The sequence below is a fragment of the Shimia sp. R9_1 genome (assembly GCF_017743775.1).
Classification (GTDB): domain Bacteria; phylum Pseudomonadota; class Alphaproteobacteria; order Rhodobacterales; family Rhodobacteraceae; genus Shimia.
Genome location: NZ_JAGHRN010000001.1, coordinates 62,164 through 82,833 on the forward strand (window position 1 = coordinate 62,164; position 20,670 = coordinate 82,833).

General features: G+C 59.6%; 16 protein-coding genes. 5 read left to right on the forward strand and 11 right to left on the reverse strand.

Going from position 1 to position 20,670, the window contains the following annotated elements:
* Positions 1 to 152: 152 nt before the first annotated feature.
* The 3 genes from der to J7399_RS00290 are packed head-to-tail and all read right to left on the reverse strand — an operon-like array spanning position 153 to position 3,714.
* Positions 153 to 1,643, reverse strand: a complete 1,491-nt coding sequence (gene der, locus J7399_RS00280; protein ID WP_209083491.1) for a ribosome biogenesis GTPase Der — start codon at positions 1,641 to 1,643, stop codon at positions 153 to 155.
* Positions 1,644 to 1,691: 48 nt separating this feature from the next.
* The gene (locus J7399_RS00285; protein WP_348539412.1) at positions 1,692 to 2,993 is read right to left on the reverse strand and encodes a PQQ-binding-like beta-propeller repeat protein; all 1,302 of its coding nucleotides are present in this window, start codon (positions 2,991 to 2,993) and stop codon (positions 1,692 to 1,694) included.
* Between the two features lie 40 nt (positions 2,994 to 3,033).
* Positions 3,034 to 3,714: a hypothetical protein gene (locus J7399_RS00290; RefSeq protein ID WP_209083492.1), complete on the reverse strand. Its 681-nt coding sequence runs from the start codon at positions 3,712 to 3,714 to the stop codon at positions 3,034 to 3,036.
* Between the two features lie 225 nt (positions 3,715 to 3,939).
* On the opposite strand from J7399_RS00290, the gene J7399_RS00295 reads away from it, so the two are divergent.
* From J7399_RS00295 to J7399_RS00305, 3 genes are all read left to right on the forward strand, one after another.
* Entirely contained in the window at positions 3,940 to 5,223 is a 1,284-nt protein-coding gene (locus J7399_RS00295) for an efflux RND transporter periplasmic adaptor subunit (protein WP_209083493.1), read from the forward strand.
* Entirely contained in the window at positions 5,223 to 9,083 is a 3,861-nt protein-coding gene (locus tag J7399_RS00300) for an efflux RND transporter permease subunit (protein ID WP_209083494.1), read from the forward strand. The genes J7399_RS00295 and J7399_RS00300 overlap by 1 nt, the downstream gene beginning before the upstream one ends.
* Positions 9,084 to 9,240: 157 nt before the next feature.
* Positions 9,241 to 9,531 (forward strand): DUF1294 domain-containing protein, encoded by a 291-nt coding sequence (locus J7399_RS00305; protein ID WP_209083495.1) that lies wholly within the window; start codon positions 9,241 to 9,243, stop codon positions 9,529 to 9,531.
* Between the two features lie 54 nt (positions 9,532 to 9,585).
* Here the strand turns inward: J7399_RS00305 and J7399_RS00310 are convergent, their stop codons facing one another.
* Both J7399_RS00310 and J7399_RS00315 read right to left on the reverse strand, forming a co-directional pair.
* Complete coding sequence (locus J7399_RS00310; protein ID WP_209083497.1) at positions 9,586 to 11,406, reverse strand: ABC transporter ATP-binding protein/permease; 1,821 nt, start codon at positions 11,404 to 11,406, stop codon at positions 9,586 to 9,588.
* 84 nt (positions 11,407 to 11,490) lie between these two features.
* Complete coding sequence (locus J7399_RS00315) at positions 11,491 to 13,263, reverse strand: LysM peptidoglycan-binding domain-containing protein (RefSeq protein WP_209083499.1); 1,773 nt, start codon at positions 13,261 to 13,263, stop codon at positions 11,491 to 11,493.
* Positions 13,264 to 13,362: 99 nt separating this feature from the next.
* Between J7399_RS00315 and J7399_RS00320 the strand changes: the two genes are divergently transcribed.
* Complete coding sequence (locus tag J7399_RS00320) at positions 13,363 to 13,914, forward strand: TIGR00730 family Rossman fold protein (RefSeq protein ID WP_209083500.1); 552 nt, start codon at positions 13,363 to 13,365, stop codon at positions 13,912 to 13,914.
* Positions 13,915 to 13,917: 3 nt separating this feature from the next.
* On the opposite strand, the gene J7399_RS00325 is transcribed toward J7399_RS00320, so the two are convergent.
* From J7399_RS00325 to J7399_RS00340, 4 genes are all read right to left on the reverse strand, one after another.
* Positions 13,918 to 14,679, reverse strand: a complete 762-nt coding sequence (locus J7399_RS00325; RefSeq protein ID WP_209083502.1) for a siderophore-interacting protein — start codon at positions 14,677 to 14,679, stop codon at positions 13,918 to 13,920.
* Positions 14,680 to 14,805: 126 nt separating this feature from the next.
* A complete protein-coding gene (locus J7399_RS00330; RefSeq protein WP_209083503.1) occupies positions 14,806 to 14,982 on the reverse strand; it encodes a metallophosphoesterase in 177 nt (58 codons plus the stop codon).
* Positions 14,983 to 15,690: a metallophosphoesterase gene (locus tag J7399_RS00335; protein ID WP_209083504.1), complete on the reverse strand. Its 708-nt coding sequence runs from the start codon at positions 15,688 to 15,690 to the stop codon at positions 14,983 to 14,985.
* Positions 15,691 to 15,694: 4 nt separating this feature from the next.
* The gene (locus J7399_RS00340; protein ID WP_209060393.1) at positions 15,695 to 16,294 is read right to left on the reverse strand and encodes a superoxide dismutase; all 600 of its coding nucleotides are present in this window, start codon (positions 16,292 to 16,294) and stop codon (positions 15,695 to 15,697) included.
* Positions 16,295 to 16,538: 244 nt separating this feature from the next.
* Between J7399_RS00340 and J7399_RS00345 the strand changes: the two genes are divergently transcribed.
* Positions 16,539 to 16,997, forward strand: coding sequence for a hypothetical protein (locus tag J7399_RS00345; RefSeq protein ID WP_209083505.1), 459 nt, complete (start codon positions 16,539 to 16,541; stop codon positions 16,995 to 16,997).
* A gap of 97 nt (positions 16,998 to 17,094) precedes the next feature.
* On the opposite strand, the gene J7399_RS00350 is transcribed toward J7399_RS00345, so the two are convergent.
* Positions 17,095 to 17,661, reverse strand: coding sequence for a sarcosine oxidase subunit gamma family protein (locus tag J7399_RS00350; RefSeq protein WP_209078249.1), 567 nt, complete (start codon positions 17,659 to 17,661; stop codon positions 17,095 to 17,097).
* A complete protein-coding gene (locus J7399_RS00355; RefSeq protein ID WP_209083506.1) occupies positions 17,654 to 20,668 on the reverse strand; it encodes a sarcosine oxidase subunit alpha family protein in 3,015 nt (1,004 codons plus the stop codon). The genes J7399_RS00350 and J7399_RS00355 overlap by 8 nt, the downstream gene beginning before the upstream one ends.
* Positions 20,669 to 20,670: the final 2 nt, after the last annotated feature.

Below are 20,670 nucleotides of genomic sequence, written 5' to 3' on the forward strand. Positions count from 1 at the left end.
TTGGCTCAACTTCACCAACTATAACGCGAAATTGACCTTCGGCAACGTGCGGGGTCGCCAAAAGCTGCTGATGTGGCAAGGCCTTGCCTGTCATTTCAGCAAAAAAGGCCGCCCAATGGACGACCCTCAAATCAGTTCTGCGATCTGCACCCTCAGTGCGGGGCGCCGCGCCCTTTGATATGTTTGCGCAGGCGCGAAGGCGTGGATTTTTTCTTGCCCTTGTAGGGGTTCTTGTCGCCCTGTCCGCGCATGGTGAGGCGGATCGGTGTACCGGGCATGTCGAAAGTCTCCCGCAAGCCATTGATAAGGTAGCGAGAATAGCTCTCGGGAATCTTGTCCGGGTGGGAGCACATCACCACAAAGCCCGGCGGGCGGGTCTTGGCTTGGGTCATATAACGCAGCTTGATGCGCTTTCCCTGCGGTGCGGGTGGCGGGTGCTGTTGCAGCATTTCCACGAGCCAGCGGTTGAGTGCGGCGGTGGGAATACGGCGGTTCCATGTGTCATAGGCATCAAGAATAGCGTCATGCAGGCGCTCCAGCCCACGGCCGGTTTTGGCCGAGACTGTGATGAGCGGTGCGCCACGCAATTGCGGCAGCAGACGGTTGAAGGCTTCTTTGAGGTCGCGCAGCTTTTCCTGCTTGTGCTCTTCCACATCCCATTTGTTGACTGCAACGATCACCGCACGCCCCTCGCGCTCCGCAAGGTCTGCAATGCGCAGATCCTGTTGCTCAAACGGAATGGCCGCATCCAGCAGAACCACCACAACCTCGGCAAATTTTACCGCGCGCAGACCGTCGCCCACAGAGAGCTTTTCCAGCTTGTCCTGGACCTTGGCTTTTTTGCGCATCCCAGCGGTGTCAAAGATCCGCATCGGGGTCTCGTCCCAGGTGGTGCGCAGGCTAATGGCATCGCGGGTGATCCCGGCTTCCGGGCCGGTCAGCAGGCGGTCTTCGCCAATGATCTTGTTGATCAGCGTGGATTTACCGGCATTCGGACGGCCCACAACGGCGATCTGCAAAGGTCGACGCTCGGTGAGCATCTGAGACGGCCGCAGCGCATCAGGATCGAGCTCTTCATCGGCTTCGTCTTCGTCGAGATCCACATCGGTCTCGACTTCGTCATCCAGCGCTTTGGCGCGTTTGGCAAATTCATCCGCCAGCGGCATGAGCTGGGTGTAAAGATCGTTGAGACCCTCACCATGTTCTGCCGACAGACGGATCGGCTCGCCAAGGCCTAGGGAATAGGCTTCAAGCACACCAGAGTCCGCAGCCGCACCCTCGCCCTTGTTGGCGGCAAGGATTACGTGGGCGGCGCGTTTGCGCAGGATTTCCGCAAAGATCATATCGGTAGGGGTGACCCCTGCCCGCGCATCAATCATGAACAGGCAGATATCAGCCATATCCACCGCGCGTTCCGTCAGGCGGCGCATGCGCCCTTCAAGACTGTCATCGGTGGCATCTTCCAGACCCGCCGTATCAATCGCGGTAAACCGCAGATCGGCAAGTTTGGCATCGCCTTCCCGCAAGTCGCGCGTCACCCCCGGCTGGTCATCCACCAGCGCGAGTTTTTTGCCGACAAGGCGATTGAACAGGGTGGATTTGCCCACGTTTGGGCGGCCCACAATGGCGAGCGTGAAACTCATGACAGATCTCCGGAACGTCTGAAGTCGCTCCGATATACCATTATTGCGTCAACGGAAAGCGTACAATTCACCTTTGCGATTCACCACATAGAGCACGCCACCCGCCACAATCGGGTTTGTGGCTGCGCCATGGGGCAAATCAACGGTGTTTGTCAGGGCGCCGTCCTGCGGATTGTAGAAACGGATCTTGTCGTCAGAGGAGGCCACCACCAGTTGACCACCTGCAAGAATGGGGCCGTAGTGCACGTGTAGCGTCGATTGCTTGCGCGGCTTGTCTTTCACAAACTGCGGCAATTGCACGCCCCAGATCCGGCTGCCATCCCGCGCATTGATCCGCAACAGCACATTGCGCTCAGACACAAAAAACAGCGATCCCCCAGCCGGGAACACCGGGCTGAGCGCGCCATGATCGGCGGTCCAGTTGCGTTGGCCGGTTTCCATGTCAAAGGCCGCCATACGGCCAGAATGGTTGGCCACATAGGCAGTGTTGCCGACCACAACCGGATCACTGGAAATATCGCCAACCGTGTTGACCGAGCGGCCCGGGCGCACGTCTGACAGGCCTGCGGACCAGCGCGACACACCGCCGCGACGGAAAGCCGCCTGAATTTCACCGGAGCCATAAGGGAAGAGCACGAGGCGATCTGTTACTGCAGGTGCGGCAGGGCTTTGCACGTTCTGCACGTTGGGCAGCGACACGAGCTGCCAGGCCACGCGGCCTGTGTCGGTTTCCAGCGCCCAGCCGGTGGCGTCGCCGGAGACCACATAAACCAGTCCGTCATAAACGGTAGGTGTGCCACTGCCGACCGCCTGAAGTTTCTGCTCCCAAAGCACGGCGCCAGTTACTGGATCGAGCGCGGTCAACGCGCCAAACCCGGTGGTGACAAAAACTTTGCCATCGCCATAAGCCAGCCCGCCGGTTGACGCCTGCCCTGTCTTGTCCTGCGGTGAGGTCAGATCACGGCTCCACAGGGTCTCACCAGAGGTTGAGGTCGCGCTGATGGTCGCCTCGGCATCCACAGCGAAGATGCGCCCGTCCGCCACAACCGGATCGGCGGTGATGCGGGTTTTGCGCGACTCACCTTTGCCGATAGAGGCCGTCCAAGCCACGGTTGGACGCGCGGACAGCGCCGCATTGGCGGTGCGATATTTGGGCGAGCCGATACGGTGGGTCCAGCTTGCGTTTTGCACCTGAGACGGCAAATTGATCGCCGGGCTCTGGTTTTCTGGCACCTCTGGCTGTGCAACCAGATCTTCGCGGGCACCGGGCAGAATGACTTCTGGTTCGGCGCAGGCTGTGAGTAGCGCTGCAGTGGCCACCGCTGCCAGCATCAAAGTCTTACGTGTCACTGAACAGGCCCCCACCCCGTTATCGTCTTTTGCGGTCAGGTTACTGACCAACCACCAGTCCGTTGGTTTCAGCCGGTGTTCCGCCAAGAGCCACAATTAACTGAGCCGCGCGGTTGCGCAAGCCTGCTGTCACTGCGGCGTCCTGAATCAAATCCTGCAACTGGGTGATCGCACCTTCCGCGTCCCCTTCTTCCAAAGTCAGAAGCGCAAGCTGCTCACGCGCCAAGAGCGCCAATGGTGCGCCCGGTGTGGCAAGGCTCTCGAGTGCCAAACGACGCTCCGCCGCCGGTGTGTCTTTGCCCTCAGCCAGCACAGCCTTAAAGGCTGCAATCTGACGGTAGATTTCCGGCATATCCAACCCGCTGGTTGCGATGCCTTCCAATGTCTCAGACGCATCCGTGCCTGCGCCAAGCTCAAGCTGATGTGCGGCCAGCAACATATCGGAGACCACCTGCGCATCAGGCGACTCGGTTTTCAGATCGGCCAGAGCAGCCACACGCGCTTGCGTATCGCTTGAGGACACAGCTTTGATGATTGCGTCGCCGGAATCTTGCGCCGCGTCGCGGGCGTTGCCTTTGCGCACTTCATTAGCAGCAGCTGCACCAACGATTGCAATCACCAGCAAAACCGCGATCCAGCCATAGCGGCGCATCAGGCCAAACAGGCGGTCGCGACGGACTTCTTCGGTGACTTCTTCGATGAAACTGTCGGTGTTGCTCACGCCTACTCTCCTATTCGTTCGCTCTGTCTTATCGGTTTGTTTTCAAAGTGCCAAGAGCTGGGCGGAGCTTGCGCAAATCATCACTGAATTTTCATCAGGTTGACATTTTCTGAACTGATGAGTTCAAAATAGCGTACTACAGGTTGTTTCTATATGCAGAAGCGCCAATATAACCTTCACTATTTTGTGCGCTCCGCGCTCCAATAAACCTACAGGGAACAGCAGATGCGACTTATTCCGTTCCTCACTGCGATTTTGGTCACCGGTTTTCTTTTCATGATCGTGGTTGAGCGCGAGCGTCTTTTGGCCTTTGCCAGCGGCGATGCCGCAGACACCGCCACAGCTGTTCCAACAGATACCGACGCCGCTGCAGGTTCGACAGCGCAAGCCGCTGATAATGCGGACGTTCCCGCTTCGACCGATACTGAACCATCCGAGGATCTGATCCGCGTGGTGGTTCTGCAAAGTGTGGCGCGCGAGATCGACAGCGCCGTGATCCTCAGAGGGCAAACCGAAGCGGATCGTGAGGTCGAAGTGCGTGCAGAAACCAGTGGGCTGGTGATCTCAGAACCGCTGCGGCGCGGCGAGCACGTCACTGCCGGCCAACAGCTCTGCCGCCTCGATGTGGGCACGCGCGAAGCCGTTCTCGCGGAAGCCCGCGCACGGCTGAGTGAGGCCAAAGCCCGAATCCCAAGCGCAGCGGCGGCGAAAATCGAGGCCGAGGCGCGGCTTGAGGAAGCCTTGATCAACGACAACGCGGCGCGCAAACTCTCTGAGGGCGGCTTTGCCTCCTCCACCCGCGTGGCCAGCGCGGCGGCAGGTGTGCGGGCTGCTGAGGCGGCGGTGCAATCCGCAACCTCCGGCCTTGAATCGACCCAGGCAGGCATCGAATCGGCGATGGCCTTGGTCGCCGCTGCAGAAAAGGAAATCGAGCGCCTGACCATTAAGGCACCGTTTGATGGGCTTCTGGAGAGCAAAACCGCCGAATTGGGCAGCCTGATGCAACAGGGCAGCCTTTGTGGCACCGTCCTGCGTCTGGACCCGATCCGGATCGTCGGCTTTGTGCCAGAGACAGAGATTGCACGTGTCTATGAGGGCGCGCTGGCGGGCGCACGGTTGACCACAGGCCAAGAGGTCTCCGGTCAGGTGACATTTGTTTCACGCTCCGCCGATGAAACCACCCGGACCTTCCGTGTGGAAATCTCCGTCCCCAACCCCGATCTGAGCATCCGCGACGGCCAGACCGCAGAGATCGCGATCTCCGCAGATGGCGCCGCCGCACACCTCCTCCCGCAATCCGCACTGACCCTGAACGACGAAGGCACGCTGGGCGTGCGGCTGGTTGATGAAAACGACAAGGTCTTCTTTGCCGCAACAGAAATCCTGCGCGACAGCACCTCGGGTGTCTGGCTTGGCGGCCTGCCGGAGATGGCGGATGTGATCGTCGTTGGTCAGGAATTTGTCACCACCGGCGTGCAGGTGACCCCAACCATTCGGGAGCTGAACTGATGACCGGCGCCATCACATGGGCCTCTGAACGGGCCCGAATGATCCTTGCCTTCATCGCGATTTCACTCGTGGTGGGGGCATTTTCTTATGCCAGCCTTCCCAAGGAAGGTGAGCCGGATATCGACATCCCGATCCTCTATGTCTCAGTGAGCTTCCCCGGGATTTCTGCCGAAGATGCCGAAAGCCTGCTGGTCAAACCGATGGAGACCGAGGCGGTTGATCTGGACGGTCTGGACCAGATGACCGGCATCGCGTCGGAAAACCACGCCTCTCTGCTTCTGGAATTTGAGTTTGGCTGGGACAAGAGCGCCACCATTGCCGATGTCCGTGATGCGATGAACACGGCGCAAGCCAACTTCCCGGATGGGGCGGAGCAATACACCATCACAGAGATCAACTTCTCTGAGTTCCCGATTGTGATTGTTAACCTCACCGGCGACGTGCCCGAACGCACAATGGCCCGCCTTGCCAAGGACTTGCAGGACGAGTTTGAAGCGATTGACGCGGTACTGGAAGCGCCGATTGCGGGCAACCGGGATGAAATGGTCGAAGTGGTGATCGACCCGCTGCGCCTTGAAAGCTACAACATCACCGCCGTTGAAGTGATCAATGTGGTGCGCAACAACAACCAGTTGATCGCCGCCGGTGAGGTGGAAACCGCCCAAGGCACCTTCTCAGTAAAGATCCCCTCCTCCTTTGACGGGGTGCAGGACATCTACGCCCTGCCCGTCAAAACCAACGGCGACCGCGTGATCACGCTTGGCGATCTGGCGGAGATCAACTTCACCTTTGAAGACCGCGCAGGCACCGCGCGTTTTGACGGTGAAAAGACCGTGGCTTTGCAGATTGTGAAGGGCAAAGGCTACAACATTATCGACACGGTGGAGCAGATCAAGGCGACCCTGGCAGAGGCGCAGGAAAGCTGGCCTGACGAGCTCAAAGCCGCTGTCGAAGTGGGCACTTCAAACGATCAGAGCCGCACTGTTGGCTCCATGGTGCGCCAGCTGGAAGGCTCTGTGCTGACCGCTGTTGCACTGGTGATGATTGTGATCCTCGCCGCCCTTGGCAGTCGCGCGGCGATGCTCGTGGGCTTTGCCATTCCGGCCTCTTTCCTGCTGTGTTTTGCCTTCCTCGCGCTGATGGGCGTGACGATTTCAAACATGGTGATGTTTGGTCTGATCCTCGCGGTGGGCATGTTGGTGGACGGCGCGATTGTGGTCGTGGAATACGCCGATAAGCGCATCAAAGAAGGCACCGGCCCGATGCATGCCTATGTGGAGGCCGCCCAACGAATGTTCTGGCCGATCATCAGCTCCACGGCGACCACGCTCTGTGCCTTCCTGCCGATGCTGTTCTGGCCCGGCGTGCCCGGGGAATTTATGGGCATGTTGCCCGTGACCATGATCTTCGTGCTCTCCGCATCCCTGCTTGTGGCCCTGATCTATCTGCCGGTTGTGGGCGGGATTTCAGGCCGGATGAGCCGCATGTTCTCCCACACTTCAGATGTTCTGCGCGCGCGCCTGCCATGGATCGTGCGCGCCGCCCTAGTGCCGGTGGCGCTCTGGGGCATGTTCTCCGGCGTGATGCAGATGCTAAACCCCGGCTATCTTATGCCCGCAGACAGCAGCGGCATGGCGCCCCTGCTCGTCGGAGGCGTGCTCTTTGTGGTGTCAGCCTTTGCCGCCTCGATCACCCTCAGCGCGGCAGAGCTGCAATTCAAACGCCGCTCGGTGAAGAGCGGCTATCGCCTGAACCCATTCGGCCACCTGATCCGCTTTATTGTCGGCAATCCGGTCATGCCGATTATCTCTATCATCGCAGTCATTGCCACTGTCGTCAGCGTGCTCAACTACTTTGGTGAGAACAACAACGGCGTCGAGTTCTTTGTGGAAACCGAGCCGGAGCAGGCCTCCGCCTTTGTGCGTGCCCGTGGCAACCTCTCCCTGCCGGAGAAAGACGCGATGGTGCGCGCCGCGGAGGAGATCATCATGGCCCACCCGGCGGTGCGCAATGTCTTCTCCTTTGCGGGCGAAGGCGGGCTCGACACCGGCGGCCCGGGTGGTGGCGAAAACACCCCACCGGACACAATAGGTCAGGTGCAGTTTGAGATCATCGCCTGGGAAGAGCGCCCGACCGTGCGCGAAGAGTGGTTCTTTGGCCTTCTGGAGCGCGAAGTCACCGCCCCTGCCTATGGCGGCAACCGGGTGCTTGATGAGCTGAATGCAGAATTGGCTACATTGCCGGGCTTCTTTGTGGAGACCAAACCGATTGAGCAAGGCCCCGGTTCCGGCAAACCGATCCACCTGCGCCTGCGCGGCGATGGCTGGGACGGACTGAACGCCGCAGCGCTTGCTGCGCGCGACACGTTTGAAGCCACCCCGGGCCTGACACTGGTGGAGGACACCCTGCCCCTGCCCGGCATCGACTGGCAGATCGACGTGGATGTGGAGAAAGCCGGCCGCTACGGCGCGGATGTGGCCACGGTCGGCGCGATGGTGCAGCTTGTCACCCGCGGCATCCTGCTTGACACCATGCGCGTGGACAGCAGCGATGAGGAGATCGAAATCCGCCTGCGTTTGCCTGAAAATGACCGCGTTCTCTCCACCCTGGACAGCATCAAGGTGCGCACCAACGAAGGCCTTGTCCCGCTTTCAAACTTCATCACCCGCACCCCCGTGCCAAAGCGCGCCTCGATCAGCCGTATTGATCAGGAACGCTTTTATGACGTGAAAGCGGATATTGAGACTGGCCTGATCAAGCTGGAAACCGTAGACGCGGACAGCTCTGTGGCACAGGCCTTGGTGCGCGAACTGGCCGAAGGCGCGTCTGCCACCGGCGATGTGGTCACTGCCGCAACTGGCGAGCGCTATGAAATCCACACGCTTCTGGCCGCGCAAACCGTCAGCGACGTGCAAGCGGCGCTGGATGCCGACGCTCGCAAAGTGCCGGTTACACCAACCGAGCGCATCGCAGAGCTGACCAAGTGGCTGGAAACCTCGCCCTTTGACAGCTCCGTGAGCTGGGAATGGACCGGGGATCAGGAGGAGCAGGAAGAGTCCGGCGCCTTCCTGACCAGTGCATTCTCCGCCGCCTTGGGTTTGATGTTCGTGATCCTGCTGGCGCAGTTCAACAGCTTCTACAACTCCGTGCTGGTGCTTCTGGCGGTGGTTTTGTCCACGGCAGGTGTGCTTGTCGGTATGTTGGTGATGGATCAGACCTTCTCCATCATCATGACCGGCACCGGCATCGTGGCGCTGGCGGGGATTGTGGTGAACAACAATATCGTTCTGATCGACACCTATCAGGAATATTCCCAATACATGCCGCGGATTGAGGCGATTGTGCGCACCGCGCAAAGCCGCATCCGCCCGGTTCTGCTGACCACCATCACCACCATGGCTGGCCTTGCGCCAATGATGTTTGGCCTGAGCCTTGATTTCATCAATGGCGGCTACTCAATCGACAGCCCGACCTCCCTGTGGTGGAAACAACTGGCAACAGCGGTGGTCTTTGGCCTTGGCATCGCAACGGTGCTGACGCTGATCTTCACCCCGTCCATGCTGGCTCTGCGGGTCTGGGCAGGCACCTACTTTGGCTGGATGATGCGGCTTCTGGCACGCCTCTCCTTTGGCCGCTCCTCGCGCGCCGGTCAGGATTGGGCCCTACGCCGCGAAGCCCGCAAAGTGCGCCACCCGCTGATCATCTGGGACGAAGATGGCCTCACCGCAGAGGTCGAGGAGGTCCACGCAGACAAGATGGATCCTGCAGCGCTCGCTCCCGAAGTGGAGGCCCCGCGCGTTGGCGAGAAGAAAGCCGCCAACGACGATCCTGATCCAAGCGGTGTTCAGGCGGCAGAGTAAGCTTCAGACCACCTAAAAAAGAAAGCGCGCCCACGGGCGCGTTTTTCTTTTTGCAGATCACAATCCCGCCTAAACCCATGGCTAGCCAAGCGCAAACGCGGCAGCGTCAAAATCAGAATTTAAATATTATTTTAAAAATATTATAAGCAATACTTCAATGAACGCCTCAAGCATTCTCGTCACCAGCACGGCTTATCTCTGCCTGATCAATTTGGTCTGCATCGCGGCCTTCTACTTGGACAAACGGCGCGCCCTATCAGGCAGTTGGCGTGTGCCGGAAAGCCGCCTTTTGTGTCTGGCATTGATCGGCGGCAGCCCCGGCGCAAAATGGGCGCAAAAGCGCTTTCGTCACAAAACCCGCAAACAGCCTTTCTGCACGCGACTGAACAGGATTGTTGCGCTGCAGTTGGTGTTGATCATTGGCGCGCTGCTCTATGTCGTCACCTAAGACCAGCTGATTTGAAACCGCTGCCCAAGCGCGAAAGCCCGGACAGCGCCCATTTTATGCCGCGTCTTCATCCGCCAGCTGACGGGCCCAAAGCTGCGCATAGCGGCCCTGTTTGTCCAGAAGTGCGGCATGGGTGCCCTGCTCAATCACTTCGCCCTGCTCCAAGACAACAATGCGATCCGCCTCCGCAATGGTTGAGAGCCGGTGCGCAATGGTGATCACCGTGCGGCCTTCCCCGGCACGCGCCAGAGCTTCCTTGATGCCCTGCTCTGTCTCTGTGTCGAGCGCCGATGTGGCTTCATCGAGCAGCAGGATGGGCGGGTTCTTCAGCAATGTGCGGGCAATGCCGACACGCTGCTTTTCGCCGCCGGAAAGTTTCAGCCCGCGCTCCCCCACAGCCGTGTCATAGCCTTCCGGCAGAGCCGCGATGAAATCATGGATCTGTGCAGCTTTGGCCGCTTCGATGATCTCGTCTTCCGTTGCGCCGTCCCGCCCGTAAGCAATGTTGTAGCGGATGGTGTCGTTAAACAGCACCGTGTCCTGCGGCACCACACCAATGGCATCATGCAGGCTTTCTTGGGCCACATCTCGTACGTCCTGCCCATCAATGCGCAGCGCACCGCCCTGCACGTCATAGAACCGGAACAACAACCGCCCGATGGTGGATTTCCCGGAGCCGGAGGCGCCCACAATCGCAACCGTCTGACCACCCGGCACATCCAGGCTCACGCCTTTCAGAATGGGACGTTCCTGCTCATAGCCAAAGGCAATATTGTCGAGCTGGATATTGCCAGCACCAATCGCAAGCGGCTTGGCATCGGGCTTGTCCGCCACCTCGGAGGGCTGCTCCAGCAGATCAAACATCTCGCCCATATCCACCAGCGCCTGACGAATTTCGCGGTAGACCGTGCCAAGGAAATTCAGCGGCATGGTGATCTGGATCATATAGGCGTTGACCATGACAAAATCGCCCACCGTCAGGTCACCATTCTGCACGCCAACAGCGGCCAGAACCATGACAATCACAAGACCGGAGGTGATAAGAAACGACTGACCAAAATTCAAGAAAGCCAAGGAATATGAGGTCTTTAGAGCTGCCTGTTCATATCCCGCCATGGCACTGTCATAGCGCGCGGCCTCGCGCTTTTCTGCGCCAAAGTACTTCACCGTTTCAAAGTTGAGCAGGCTGTCGATGGCCTTCTGGTTGGCGTCGGTGTCCTGATCATTCATCTCGCGGCGCAGCTTCACGCGCCATTCGGTCACCTTGAATGTGAACCAGATGTAGATCGCAATGGTCACACCCACCACCGCGAGATAGCGCGCGTCAAACAACCAATAGAAGATCGCGGAGATCATCAGAAGCTCAAGCACCAAGGGCCCGATGGAGAACAACAGGAAGCGCAGCAGAAATTCCACGCCCTTCACGCCGCGCTCGATGATGCGGCTCAGCCCACCGGTTTTGCGGGTGATGTGATAACGCATCGACAGGCGGTGAATGTGCTCAAAGGTCTCCAGCGCCAGTTGGCGCAAGGCGCGTTGGGCCACTTTGGCAAAGATGGCATCCCGAAGCTGCTGAAAGCCGTTGGTCATCAGGCGCGCCATGCCGTAGGCCACGGTAAGCCCGACCGCGCCCAATGCGAGCGGCGGCACGCCCTCTCCGGCCAGCGCGTCCACCGCCGCTTTGTAAAGCATGGGCGAATAGACCGCGACCATCTTGGAGGCCATCAGCATCAGCATCGCCAAAATCACACGACGCTTCACCCAAGGCTGATCCTCAGGCCAAAGACGCGGGGCGACCTTGCGAATGGTGCGCCAGCCCGAGCGCTGTTCGTTACGGGCCAGTTCTTCTTCAGAGGCCGTGTGCCATTGTGCCATGCTGCTTGCCTTGCTTGTGGGTGAGCCGGGCAAACTTAATCACTGGCAGCAGGACATGCCACCCCTGCAACGTGTCTCAGATGCTTATTGTTCAGGAACCGCAAAGACTTGCCCCGGATAGATAAGGTCCGGGTTCTGAATCTTCTCTTTGTTGGCCTCAAAAACGCGCACATACATCAGGCCTTCGCCGTAGCGATCCCGCGCAATCGCCCAAAGCGAGGAACCGGGCTGTACGGTGACAATCTGCACCGCTGGCTTGGTGGCCTCCGCCGATGGTGCAGCCTCAGATGTTGAGGCAGTTGTCACAACCGGGGCACTCTCCGCACTGGCAACAGGCACCTCTTCGCTTGCTTGCGCAACGTCTGGCGCTGCCGCTTCCGGCGCGGGTGATGGCGCCTCAAGTGCGGTGGTCACATCTGGTGCGGCGCTTTCAGCTGTGTCCGGCGCGGTTTCGGTGGCCGCTGCGGTCTCTACAGTTTCTTCAGGTTCAGGCGCTGCTGCCACCTGCGCGGGCTCGGACTGCTCCACCGACGCAACAGGTTGCGCGGCGCTTTCCACTGTTTCAGCGGGCGCCACAGCGGTGGTTTCCTCATTCGCTGGCATGGCGTCGGCCACAGCCTTCTGATTGGCAGCAGTGGCATCAGCCTGCGCCCGCGCTTGGGCCACAGTCTCAGGCGTTTCGCGCTTAAACGGCGTCAGCACACGAGAGGTCACCTTACCGCTCTTGTCCACCTCATCGGCGCGCATCTCATAAAGACCACCTGCCACATCGGCCAACTGGCTGCTCCACATGCCGCGCGCGTCCACTGCCGCCTCGGCCGCAAGCGCGTTGTTCAGATAGAGCCGCACAAACAGCCCCGCAGCGCCGCGCCCGGAAACCATCACCGCGCCGGTGTCTGTGTAACTGATCGAGTCAATCGAGACCGCCGCGAGCACCTCCTCAGATGTGTCAGCCGGCGCTGCGGGATGCAAAACGCGCACCCCTTGGGAATCTGAGACGATCACCGCTGGTGCTTTGGGGGCAGCGGCGACAGGTGCCGCCTGCTCTGCCGTCTCAACGGTTTCAGCCGTCGCCGCATCAGCCACGGCCACGTCGGCTTCAGTCTGTGCGGTCTCACTCTCGACCAGCTCGGTCTCAGCGGCCGGTGTGTCAGACCCTTGAGCCGCCGCAACATCGGTGGCAGGCGCAGCATCTTCTGTTGCCGTCGGAACAGGTGCCGCAACCGCCAGAACAGGAGCCACTATCACCGTCGCGTCAGAATGCACATCGCCCGCGTCGCGCCGCTCGACCAAAGACAAAACCCGCGGCGCATCACTTGGCGCAATCGACAGTATGGCCGCAAATTGCCCGGCGCTGTCAGCGGGAGAGGTCGCGATTTCAACCCCGTCCAGAAGAATGGCCAAAACCGCATTGGGCGCAGCCGCCCCAGCGACCACGGTGTTGCCCTCCGCATCCACCCGCACAAGATCAAACGTCGGCGCCTCGGCAACCGGTACGGCAGCCGTTTGTGCAGTGTCGTTTGTTGGAGCTTCTGCTGTTGGAGCTTCTGCGGCCTCTGGTTCTGGCGCATCAGCGATCACAGTCTGTTCAACAGCCTTCGGCGCGGTTTCGCTCTCAGCAACAGTTTGCCCATCCGAAGGCGCAGGCTCTGCAGCCGTGTCTGCAAGCGCAGCCGCTTCAGACGTGTTTGTTTGAGGTGCAGGCGCCGCTTCGGTGGCAACGACTGGGGCCTCTTCCAGCGCACTGCCATCCAGCACACCGGTCGCAACCAGCGCATAGACGGACACGCCCATCGCCACCACAACTCCGGCCACCCAGACAATATTTCCGCTGAGCCCTGATGCTTTCTCAGTCATCGCCGACAAACCCCCAAATTCTGTCGCCATCTTGGTTGAGAGACCTTAGCAACCGCTTTATTTGTGGTCAAAACAGCATTGATCATATTGGAGAATTTCATGACAACGCGCTCGATCTGTGTCTTTTGCGGCTCACGTTCCGGCGGGGATGCGGCCTATCAGACAGCCGCCGAACAGTTTGGCGCAAGCTTTGCCGAAAAGAACTGGCGATTGGTCTATGGCGCGGGGGATGTGGGCTTGATGGGAGCCGTGGCAAACGCCGCGCAGGCATCCGGTGCAGAGACTTTCGGCGTGATCCCGACACACCTTCTGGAATGGGAGGTGGGAAAGACCGACCTCACCAATTTCATCGTAACCGAAAACATGCATGAGCGCAAAAAAGTCATGTTTATGAATTGTGATGCGATCGTGGTTTTGCCGGGTGGCGCGGGCTCGCTCGATGAGTTCTTTGAGGTGCTCACCTGGCGGCAGCTCAAACTGCACGCCAAGCCCATCGTCTTACTCAACATCGACGGTTTCTGGGATCCGCTGATCGGTCTTGTGGATCATGTGATCGCGCAAGGCTTTGCCGATGCCTCCCTGCGCGACTTTGTACAGGTCGCCAGCGATGTGGCGGAGCTTCAGGCGATGCTCGACACTGCTCTAGCGTAAGTCTCAGGCGGCGGCTTTGCTGTCGGCCTGCTTGTCAATCTTGTGCTGGTCCTCGGTCCGCCCTGCCCGCCAGTAGCTGGACAGATAAATCTGATCGCGGTCGACACCGCGGTCAGTGCGGTAATAACTGCGCAGGGCGCGCATGCTGTCAAACTCACAAGCCGTCCACACGCTCACCCGCCCCTCACGCCAAGGGTGCGCCTTGATGGCCTCTACAAGGCGGCCTTTGGTCTGATCCGGAGTGGGGTTCACAATCCACTGCACCACCATTCCAGCGGGAAGTGAGAGCGCCTGTTTGTCAGCCTCAGAGGTGATCTCCACCACGACATATCCGCTGGCGCTCTCCGGCAGGCGATCCAGATTGCACATCAAAGCAGGAATGCCCGTCATATCCGCCGCCAGCAGATGCCAATCGGCCTCCGGATCGGCCATCCGAATGCTGCCCGGCCCGGCGATCATGATCTGATCCCCCGGCTGCGCCCCCTGCGCCCACTCTGTCGCCACCCCTCCGGCGTCGCCATGAAGCGCAAAATCCACAGACAAGGTGCCTTGCGCCGCATCAAAAGCCCGAATGGAATAGGTGCGCATCACCGGCCGCTCCGGCGTGCTGTGAGGCGCCTCAGGGAAGAGCAGTTTGATATAGCCCCCTTCCCGCCCTTCAGGGAAATCCGCCAAATCCGTGCCGCCCAATGTCACGCGCAGCATATTTGGTGTGATCTGCTCGGTGCGGAGCACTTCAAGTTTTCTGGGCGGCGGTTTTGGCATGTTGGTCCCCTGATCTGACATCTTCACAACACCGCAGACTTAATAATCTGATTGTTTTTATCAAGAAATAAATTTACCCCAAATACAGATTGCTTGTCTGCATTTGCATGTGACGAATCGCTCACCTCACGCAGATATCTCAATCACCGTGATTTCAGGCACCACACCAAATCGCACCGGCATAATCGAACAGCCGATGCCGCCTGAAATCACTAAATCCCGCCCTTCTTCCCTCACATGCCCGTAGGCAAAGCGGTTGCCGTAGCGCGAAGGAACAATCGGCGACCAACCAAACAATCGCACTTACCCGCCATGTGTGTGCCCGCTGAGCGTAAGAGCAACACGTGAGGGTACTTTGGGAAACACATCCGGCTCATGCGCCATGAGCACAACCGGCGCACCGTCGTCTTCGATCTGCGCCAAAGTGCCAGGGAGATCATCCAGACCAGCAAAGCGCCCATGGCCTTTCAAGAACGCGAGCTGATCTTCCAGCCCGGCGAGCCAAATGCCCGCCCCCTCAAGCTCCATCGCTTGGTTTGAGAGAACAGGTATTCCGTTTTCTTTCAATGCTTCGGCATAAAGATTGGGGCCACCTCCACGCTTCTGCGCGCTCGGGTCATCCCACCAGTCGTGGTTGCCCAAAACACCAAACACCCCATGTTTGGCTCTGATATCGCCAAGGATCGGCGCAACCTCTTGAATTTTGACAGGGGCAGTGATGAAACGATGCCCCGCCGCAAAATCCCCCAGCAACAGAACCAGATCCGCATCCAACGCATTGATGCGCTTGACCAATCGGGTCACCCGTTTGAGCCCGACAAAAGGCTCGCCCACATGAAGATCAGACAGAATAGCGATTTTTAACGGTGTTGCTGTCCAGTCTTCACGGCGAATGCGCCAGCGCTTCACCCGAATGCGCAACGCAGGCTCAATAAAAAAGCCGTAAGTGGCCGCAAAAAAGCCTGCCAGGATCACTCCCAGCAGGCCTTTGATGAAACCTCTAAGGGTCACGCAATCACATCCGGGATGCGACGTTTTCCCAATTCACCAGGTTGTTCAGGAAGTTGTCCAGATACGCCGGGCGCTTGTTGCGGTAGTCGATGTAGTAGGAGTGCTCCCACACGTCACAGCCCAGCAGAGCGGTCTGGTTGAAGCAGAGCGGATTCACGCCGTTTTCGGTCTTGGTCACCGCCAGGGAGCCGTCTGCGTTTTTCACGAGCCACGCCCAGCCAGAGCCAAACTGGCCAGCGCCTGCGGCGGCGAATTGGGATTTGAACTCCTCAACGGAGCCAAAGCTCTCAACCAGAGCTTTTTCCAGCTCACCCGGCATTGCGGACGCGCCAGGGCCCATCATTTCCCAGAACTGGTTGTGGTTCCACAGCTGGGAGATGTTGTTGAAAATGCCGTTCTGCGCAACTGCGTTTGCGTCATAGGTGCCAACGATGATCTCTTCCATCGTTTTGCCGTCCCACTCGGTGCCCGCGATCAGCTTGTTGCCGTTGTCGACATAAGCTTTGTGGTGCAGGTCATGGTGGAATTCCAGCGTCTCAGCGGACATGCCTTTGTCGGCCAGAGCGTCGTGAGCGTAAGGAAGATCGGGGAGTTCGAAAGCCATTGCAGCATCCTCTTCTGTTGCGCGAATTTTATGTGAAGACAGATGGGGCTGAATGGCAGGTAAGGTCAAGGGCAAAGCGGAAAACTTCCTGATTTGCCGCGCCGGTTTTGTGTCATCGGCAGGCGTCCCAAAGCGCGGAGCGGCACAGATGGGGCGCTTTCCTTAAGGTTTCCGCCAACTGGCCTGTTGGATGGGTCTCCTTAGGCGTGTATATAAAATCCGACTCTTATAGTAGGAATATTGAATGCCAACCTCTTTCATGCGCTGCACGGCCGCAGCCGCGCTCTTCATCTTTGGTGCGGCGCCGGTCTTGGCGACACAGCAGCCAACGGCATCCATGCTGATCAACTGCCAAATGAAACTCGGCAACAAAGGCGGGGATTGGATTGCGCCCGCCTATGCTTTCACCATGCACCGAAATGGCAATGTGTTTGTGGTGGATGGCGTGGGCATGCGGTTTGCCGGCCGTGCGACGCCTGTTGAGGTGACCCGGAAAAAGAACAGGGCCAAACTCAGGTGGACGCTGCCTGTTGAACTGGAAGTGAACCCAAATGGCGCGGTTATGACCGATAGGATGGTGCGATTGCACTATGTTGCCTCGCTCAACACCCAAACCGGCAAAATCACCATTCGCGCGGGCACGCTGCGTGGCAGCGAGACCACCTATCGCGGCAGCGGCGTTTGCGATTTTCACAAGGCCTGAAACGAAAAAGCACCGGGCGATCTAGCTCAATCGCGCCGGTGCTCTCGTTTTCTCAGGTAAGCCGCCGCGCCCCTAGGCTGTGGAGGCCAGGCATGGCTTAGTGAAACCCGACCTCGCCGCCCTTCTCCGCGGAGACTTTGAGCAGGTCAAAGACATATTGCGCAACAGAGCGGAAGCAGATCACTTCAAAGCTGCCATCGGCGTTGCCCCAGACCGCAGCCGGCACCTGGGCAAAGCGGGAGCGGCGGATGTCGCCCGCGCCAAAGGCGTCTTTGCCAAAGTCTACCGGTGCGAGCTTTGCCAGCACATCACGGCTGTGTTCACCAGACACACGATAAACCGCACGGGCGTCAGAGACATTGGCCACCAGCGCATGCACGCCAGACAGCGCCTCTGTCAGCACAGCCACAGTGTCGTTGACCGTTGCATAGTCCACAACCACCAACAGCTCATCCGGCGACATCCAGGCGACCGCGCCTTTGTCCCCGGTGACCACTTTGCGCAGCGCAGGCATGTCGGCTCCGGTGGCAGCTTTCACCGCTGCCGCCATTTCCGCGCTTGCCAGATCACCACGCAGGGTGATCATGCCACGCAGGCCGGTTTCCTCGACTTTTGCAAAGCCCTCAAACGATGCCCCTTGCAGGGCGCTCACAGCCTTAGACATTCTGCTTCTCCCCATCTTTGTCATAGAACACCGGATCGACCACTTTGGCCTGAACGGTGGTGCCGTCCACTTTGTTGAACTCAACCACATCGCCAAGGCGCTTCATACCCCCGTGGATCAGGCCCATAGCGATGCCGCGATCCAGAGTTGGCGAGTAGTAGGTCGAGGTGACACGACCCTGCACGTTGCGCTGGTTGTTGGCATTGGTGCCGGTGCCCACGATGTAGGCGCCATCGGGAATGACAGAGCCATCCACGGTTTCAAAGCCTGCCAGCTTCCAGCGATCCTCAGAGGCCATGTGATCCCGCGTCTGCGCACGTTTACCGAGGAAGTCCTCTTTCTTCTTGGAGATCGCCCACTGCATGTTGAGATCCTGCGGGATCACAGTGCCGTCGGTTTCGTCCCCAATCATGATGAAGCCTTTTTCGGCCCGCATCACATGCAGCGCTTCGGTCCCATAAGGCATGATGTTGAACTCTTTGCCCGCCTCCAGAAGCGCATCCCAGAAGGCGCGGCCCTGGCTCGCTGGCACGGCGATTTCGTAGGACAGCTCACCAGAGAAGGAAATCCGGTAAGCACGGGCGTCAAACTCGCCGATCATGCCGTCTTTCCACTCCATGAAGGCCAGACCTTCTTTGGAGACATCCATATCGCCGCCAAGCTTTTCGATCACCTTGCGGGCGTTCGGGCCCACAACCGCGATCTGAGCATATTGCTCGGTGACATTGGCGGTGAAGACTTTCATGTCCCACCATTCGCACTGCAGCCAGTCTTCCATCCAGCCGTGGATGCGCTCTGCGCCCCCGGTGGTGGTGTGGCAGAGATAGGTGTCCTCGTCGATGCGGGCGACAACGCCGTCATCAATCAGGAAGCCGTTCTCGTTACACATCAGACCATAGCGGCATTTGCCCGGCTTCAGCGTGCTCATCATGTTGGTGTAGAGCATGTCGAGGAATTTGCCCGCATCCGGACCCTTGACGATGATCTTACCCAGCGTGGAGGCATCCAGCAGGCCCACGGAGGCCCGTGTCTGGCGGATCTCGCGGGTCACCGCATCCGCGTGGGTCTCGCCCTTGCGCGGGAAGCAGTATGGGCGGCGCCAGTGGCCCACCGGCTCAAAGAACGCCTCATTGGATTCATGCCAGTCATGGATCGTGGTGCGGCGGATCGGCTGGAACACCTCGTCACGTGCCTCACCGGCAATCGCGCCCATGGAGATCGGCGTGTAAGGCGGGCGGAAGGTGGTGGTGCCGGTCGCCGGGATCGGCTGGTTCAGCGCATCAGAAAGAACCGCCAAACCGTTGATGTTGCTCAACTTACCCTGATCGGTCGCCATGCCCAGCGTGGTGTAACGCTTGGTGTGCTCCACGCTTTCATAGCCTTCCTGAGCCGCCAGACGCACGTCAGAAACCTTCACGTCGTTCTGGTAATCCAGCCAGGCTTTCATGCGCAGTTTCGGGCCAGCGCCCTGCGGCATCAGCCACACAGCCTGCATTGCAGCCTCTGCAGTGGTTTCCCCTTTGGGAGCTTCTGCCGCGCCGCCGTCAAAACCGGTCGCTGCCGCAGCAGCCACACCGGCCGCATGGGCGTTCTCCAGAATTTCGGCCAAGCCGAGCGGGCCGCTTGCGCTGCCTGCGGTGGCGACAAATGGCTTGCCGTCATGGCTTGTTGGTGCGCGGTCCGCGTCGGGGCGGAAATGCGCTTGGGTCTCATCCCAGATCAGCTTGCCGCCGCAGTGGGACCAGAGGTGCACCACCGGAGACCAGCCGCCAGACATGGCCACCGCGTCACAGGAGATCTCCTCCAGCGCAGCGCCTTCGCCTTCTTGCGTGCAGATGGCAACGCCCACCACGCGCTTGCCGCCTTTGACCTTGGCAATGCCTTTACCGATCTCAACGCGGATGCCGAGCGCTTTGGCCTCATCCATCAGCTTGCCGCCGCCAAGTGGGCGGGCGTCGATCACAGCAGGCACATCCAGACCGGCTTTCTTCAGCGCGATCGCGGTGCGGTAGGCGTCGTCATTGTTGGTGACAACCACGGTGCGGTCGCCGGAGGACACGCCGAAGTTCACCACATAGTCGCGCAGCGCGCTGGCCAGCATCACACCGGGAATGTCGTTGCCTGCAAAAGACAACGGACGCTCAATCGCACCGGTGGCGGTGACAATCTGCTTGGCGCGGATGCGCCACAGGCGGTGACGTGGGCCATCGGTCAGCGGCGCGTGGTCGGTCAGACGCTCATAGCCCAGCACGTAGCCGTGGTCATAAACCCCTGCCCCCATCATGCGGTTGCGCAGGGTGACATTGTCCATGGCCTCAAGCGCGGCCACGGTGGCGTCGATGTAGTCTGCCACATCGCGGCCATCCACAGTGCCGCCATCAACCGCAGCGCGGCCACCCCAATGGGCGGTCTGCTCCATCAGCAGAACCTTGGCACCGCTGTCAGCCGCTGCTTTGGCCGCCTGCAAACCGGCGATACCGCCGCCCACAACAACCACGTCAAAGAAGGCATAGAAATGCTCATAGCGATCGGCGTCGCGGTCCTTTGGCGCTTTGCCAAGACCGGCAGACTGGCGCACAATCGGCTCAAACACATGTTTCCAAGCCGCTGCGGGCGCCATGAAGGTCTTGTAGTAGAAACCAGCCGGCAGGAAGCGCGCGGCGTAGTTGTTCACTACGCCGATGTCCATCTCAAGGCTGGGCCAGTGGTTCTGCGAGGTCGCAGACAGGCCGTCAAACAGCTCGGTGGTGGTGGCGCGCTGGTTTGGCTCAAACTTGCCACCCTGCCCGAGGTTCACCAGAGCGTTGGGCTCTTCGGCACCGGAGGCCACAACCCCACGCGGACGGTGGTATTTGAACGACCGGCCCATCAGCATCTGATCGTTGGCCAGAAGCGCGGAAGCGAGCGTATCACCCGCATAGCCGGTCATCTGCTTGCCGTTGAAGGTGAATTTCACCTGTTTGGAGCGATTGAGAAGGCGCCCACCTGTGGAAAGTCTTGTGCTCATAT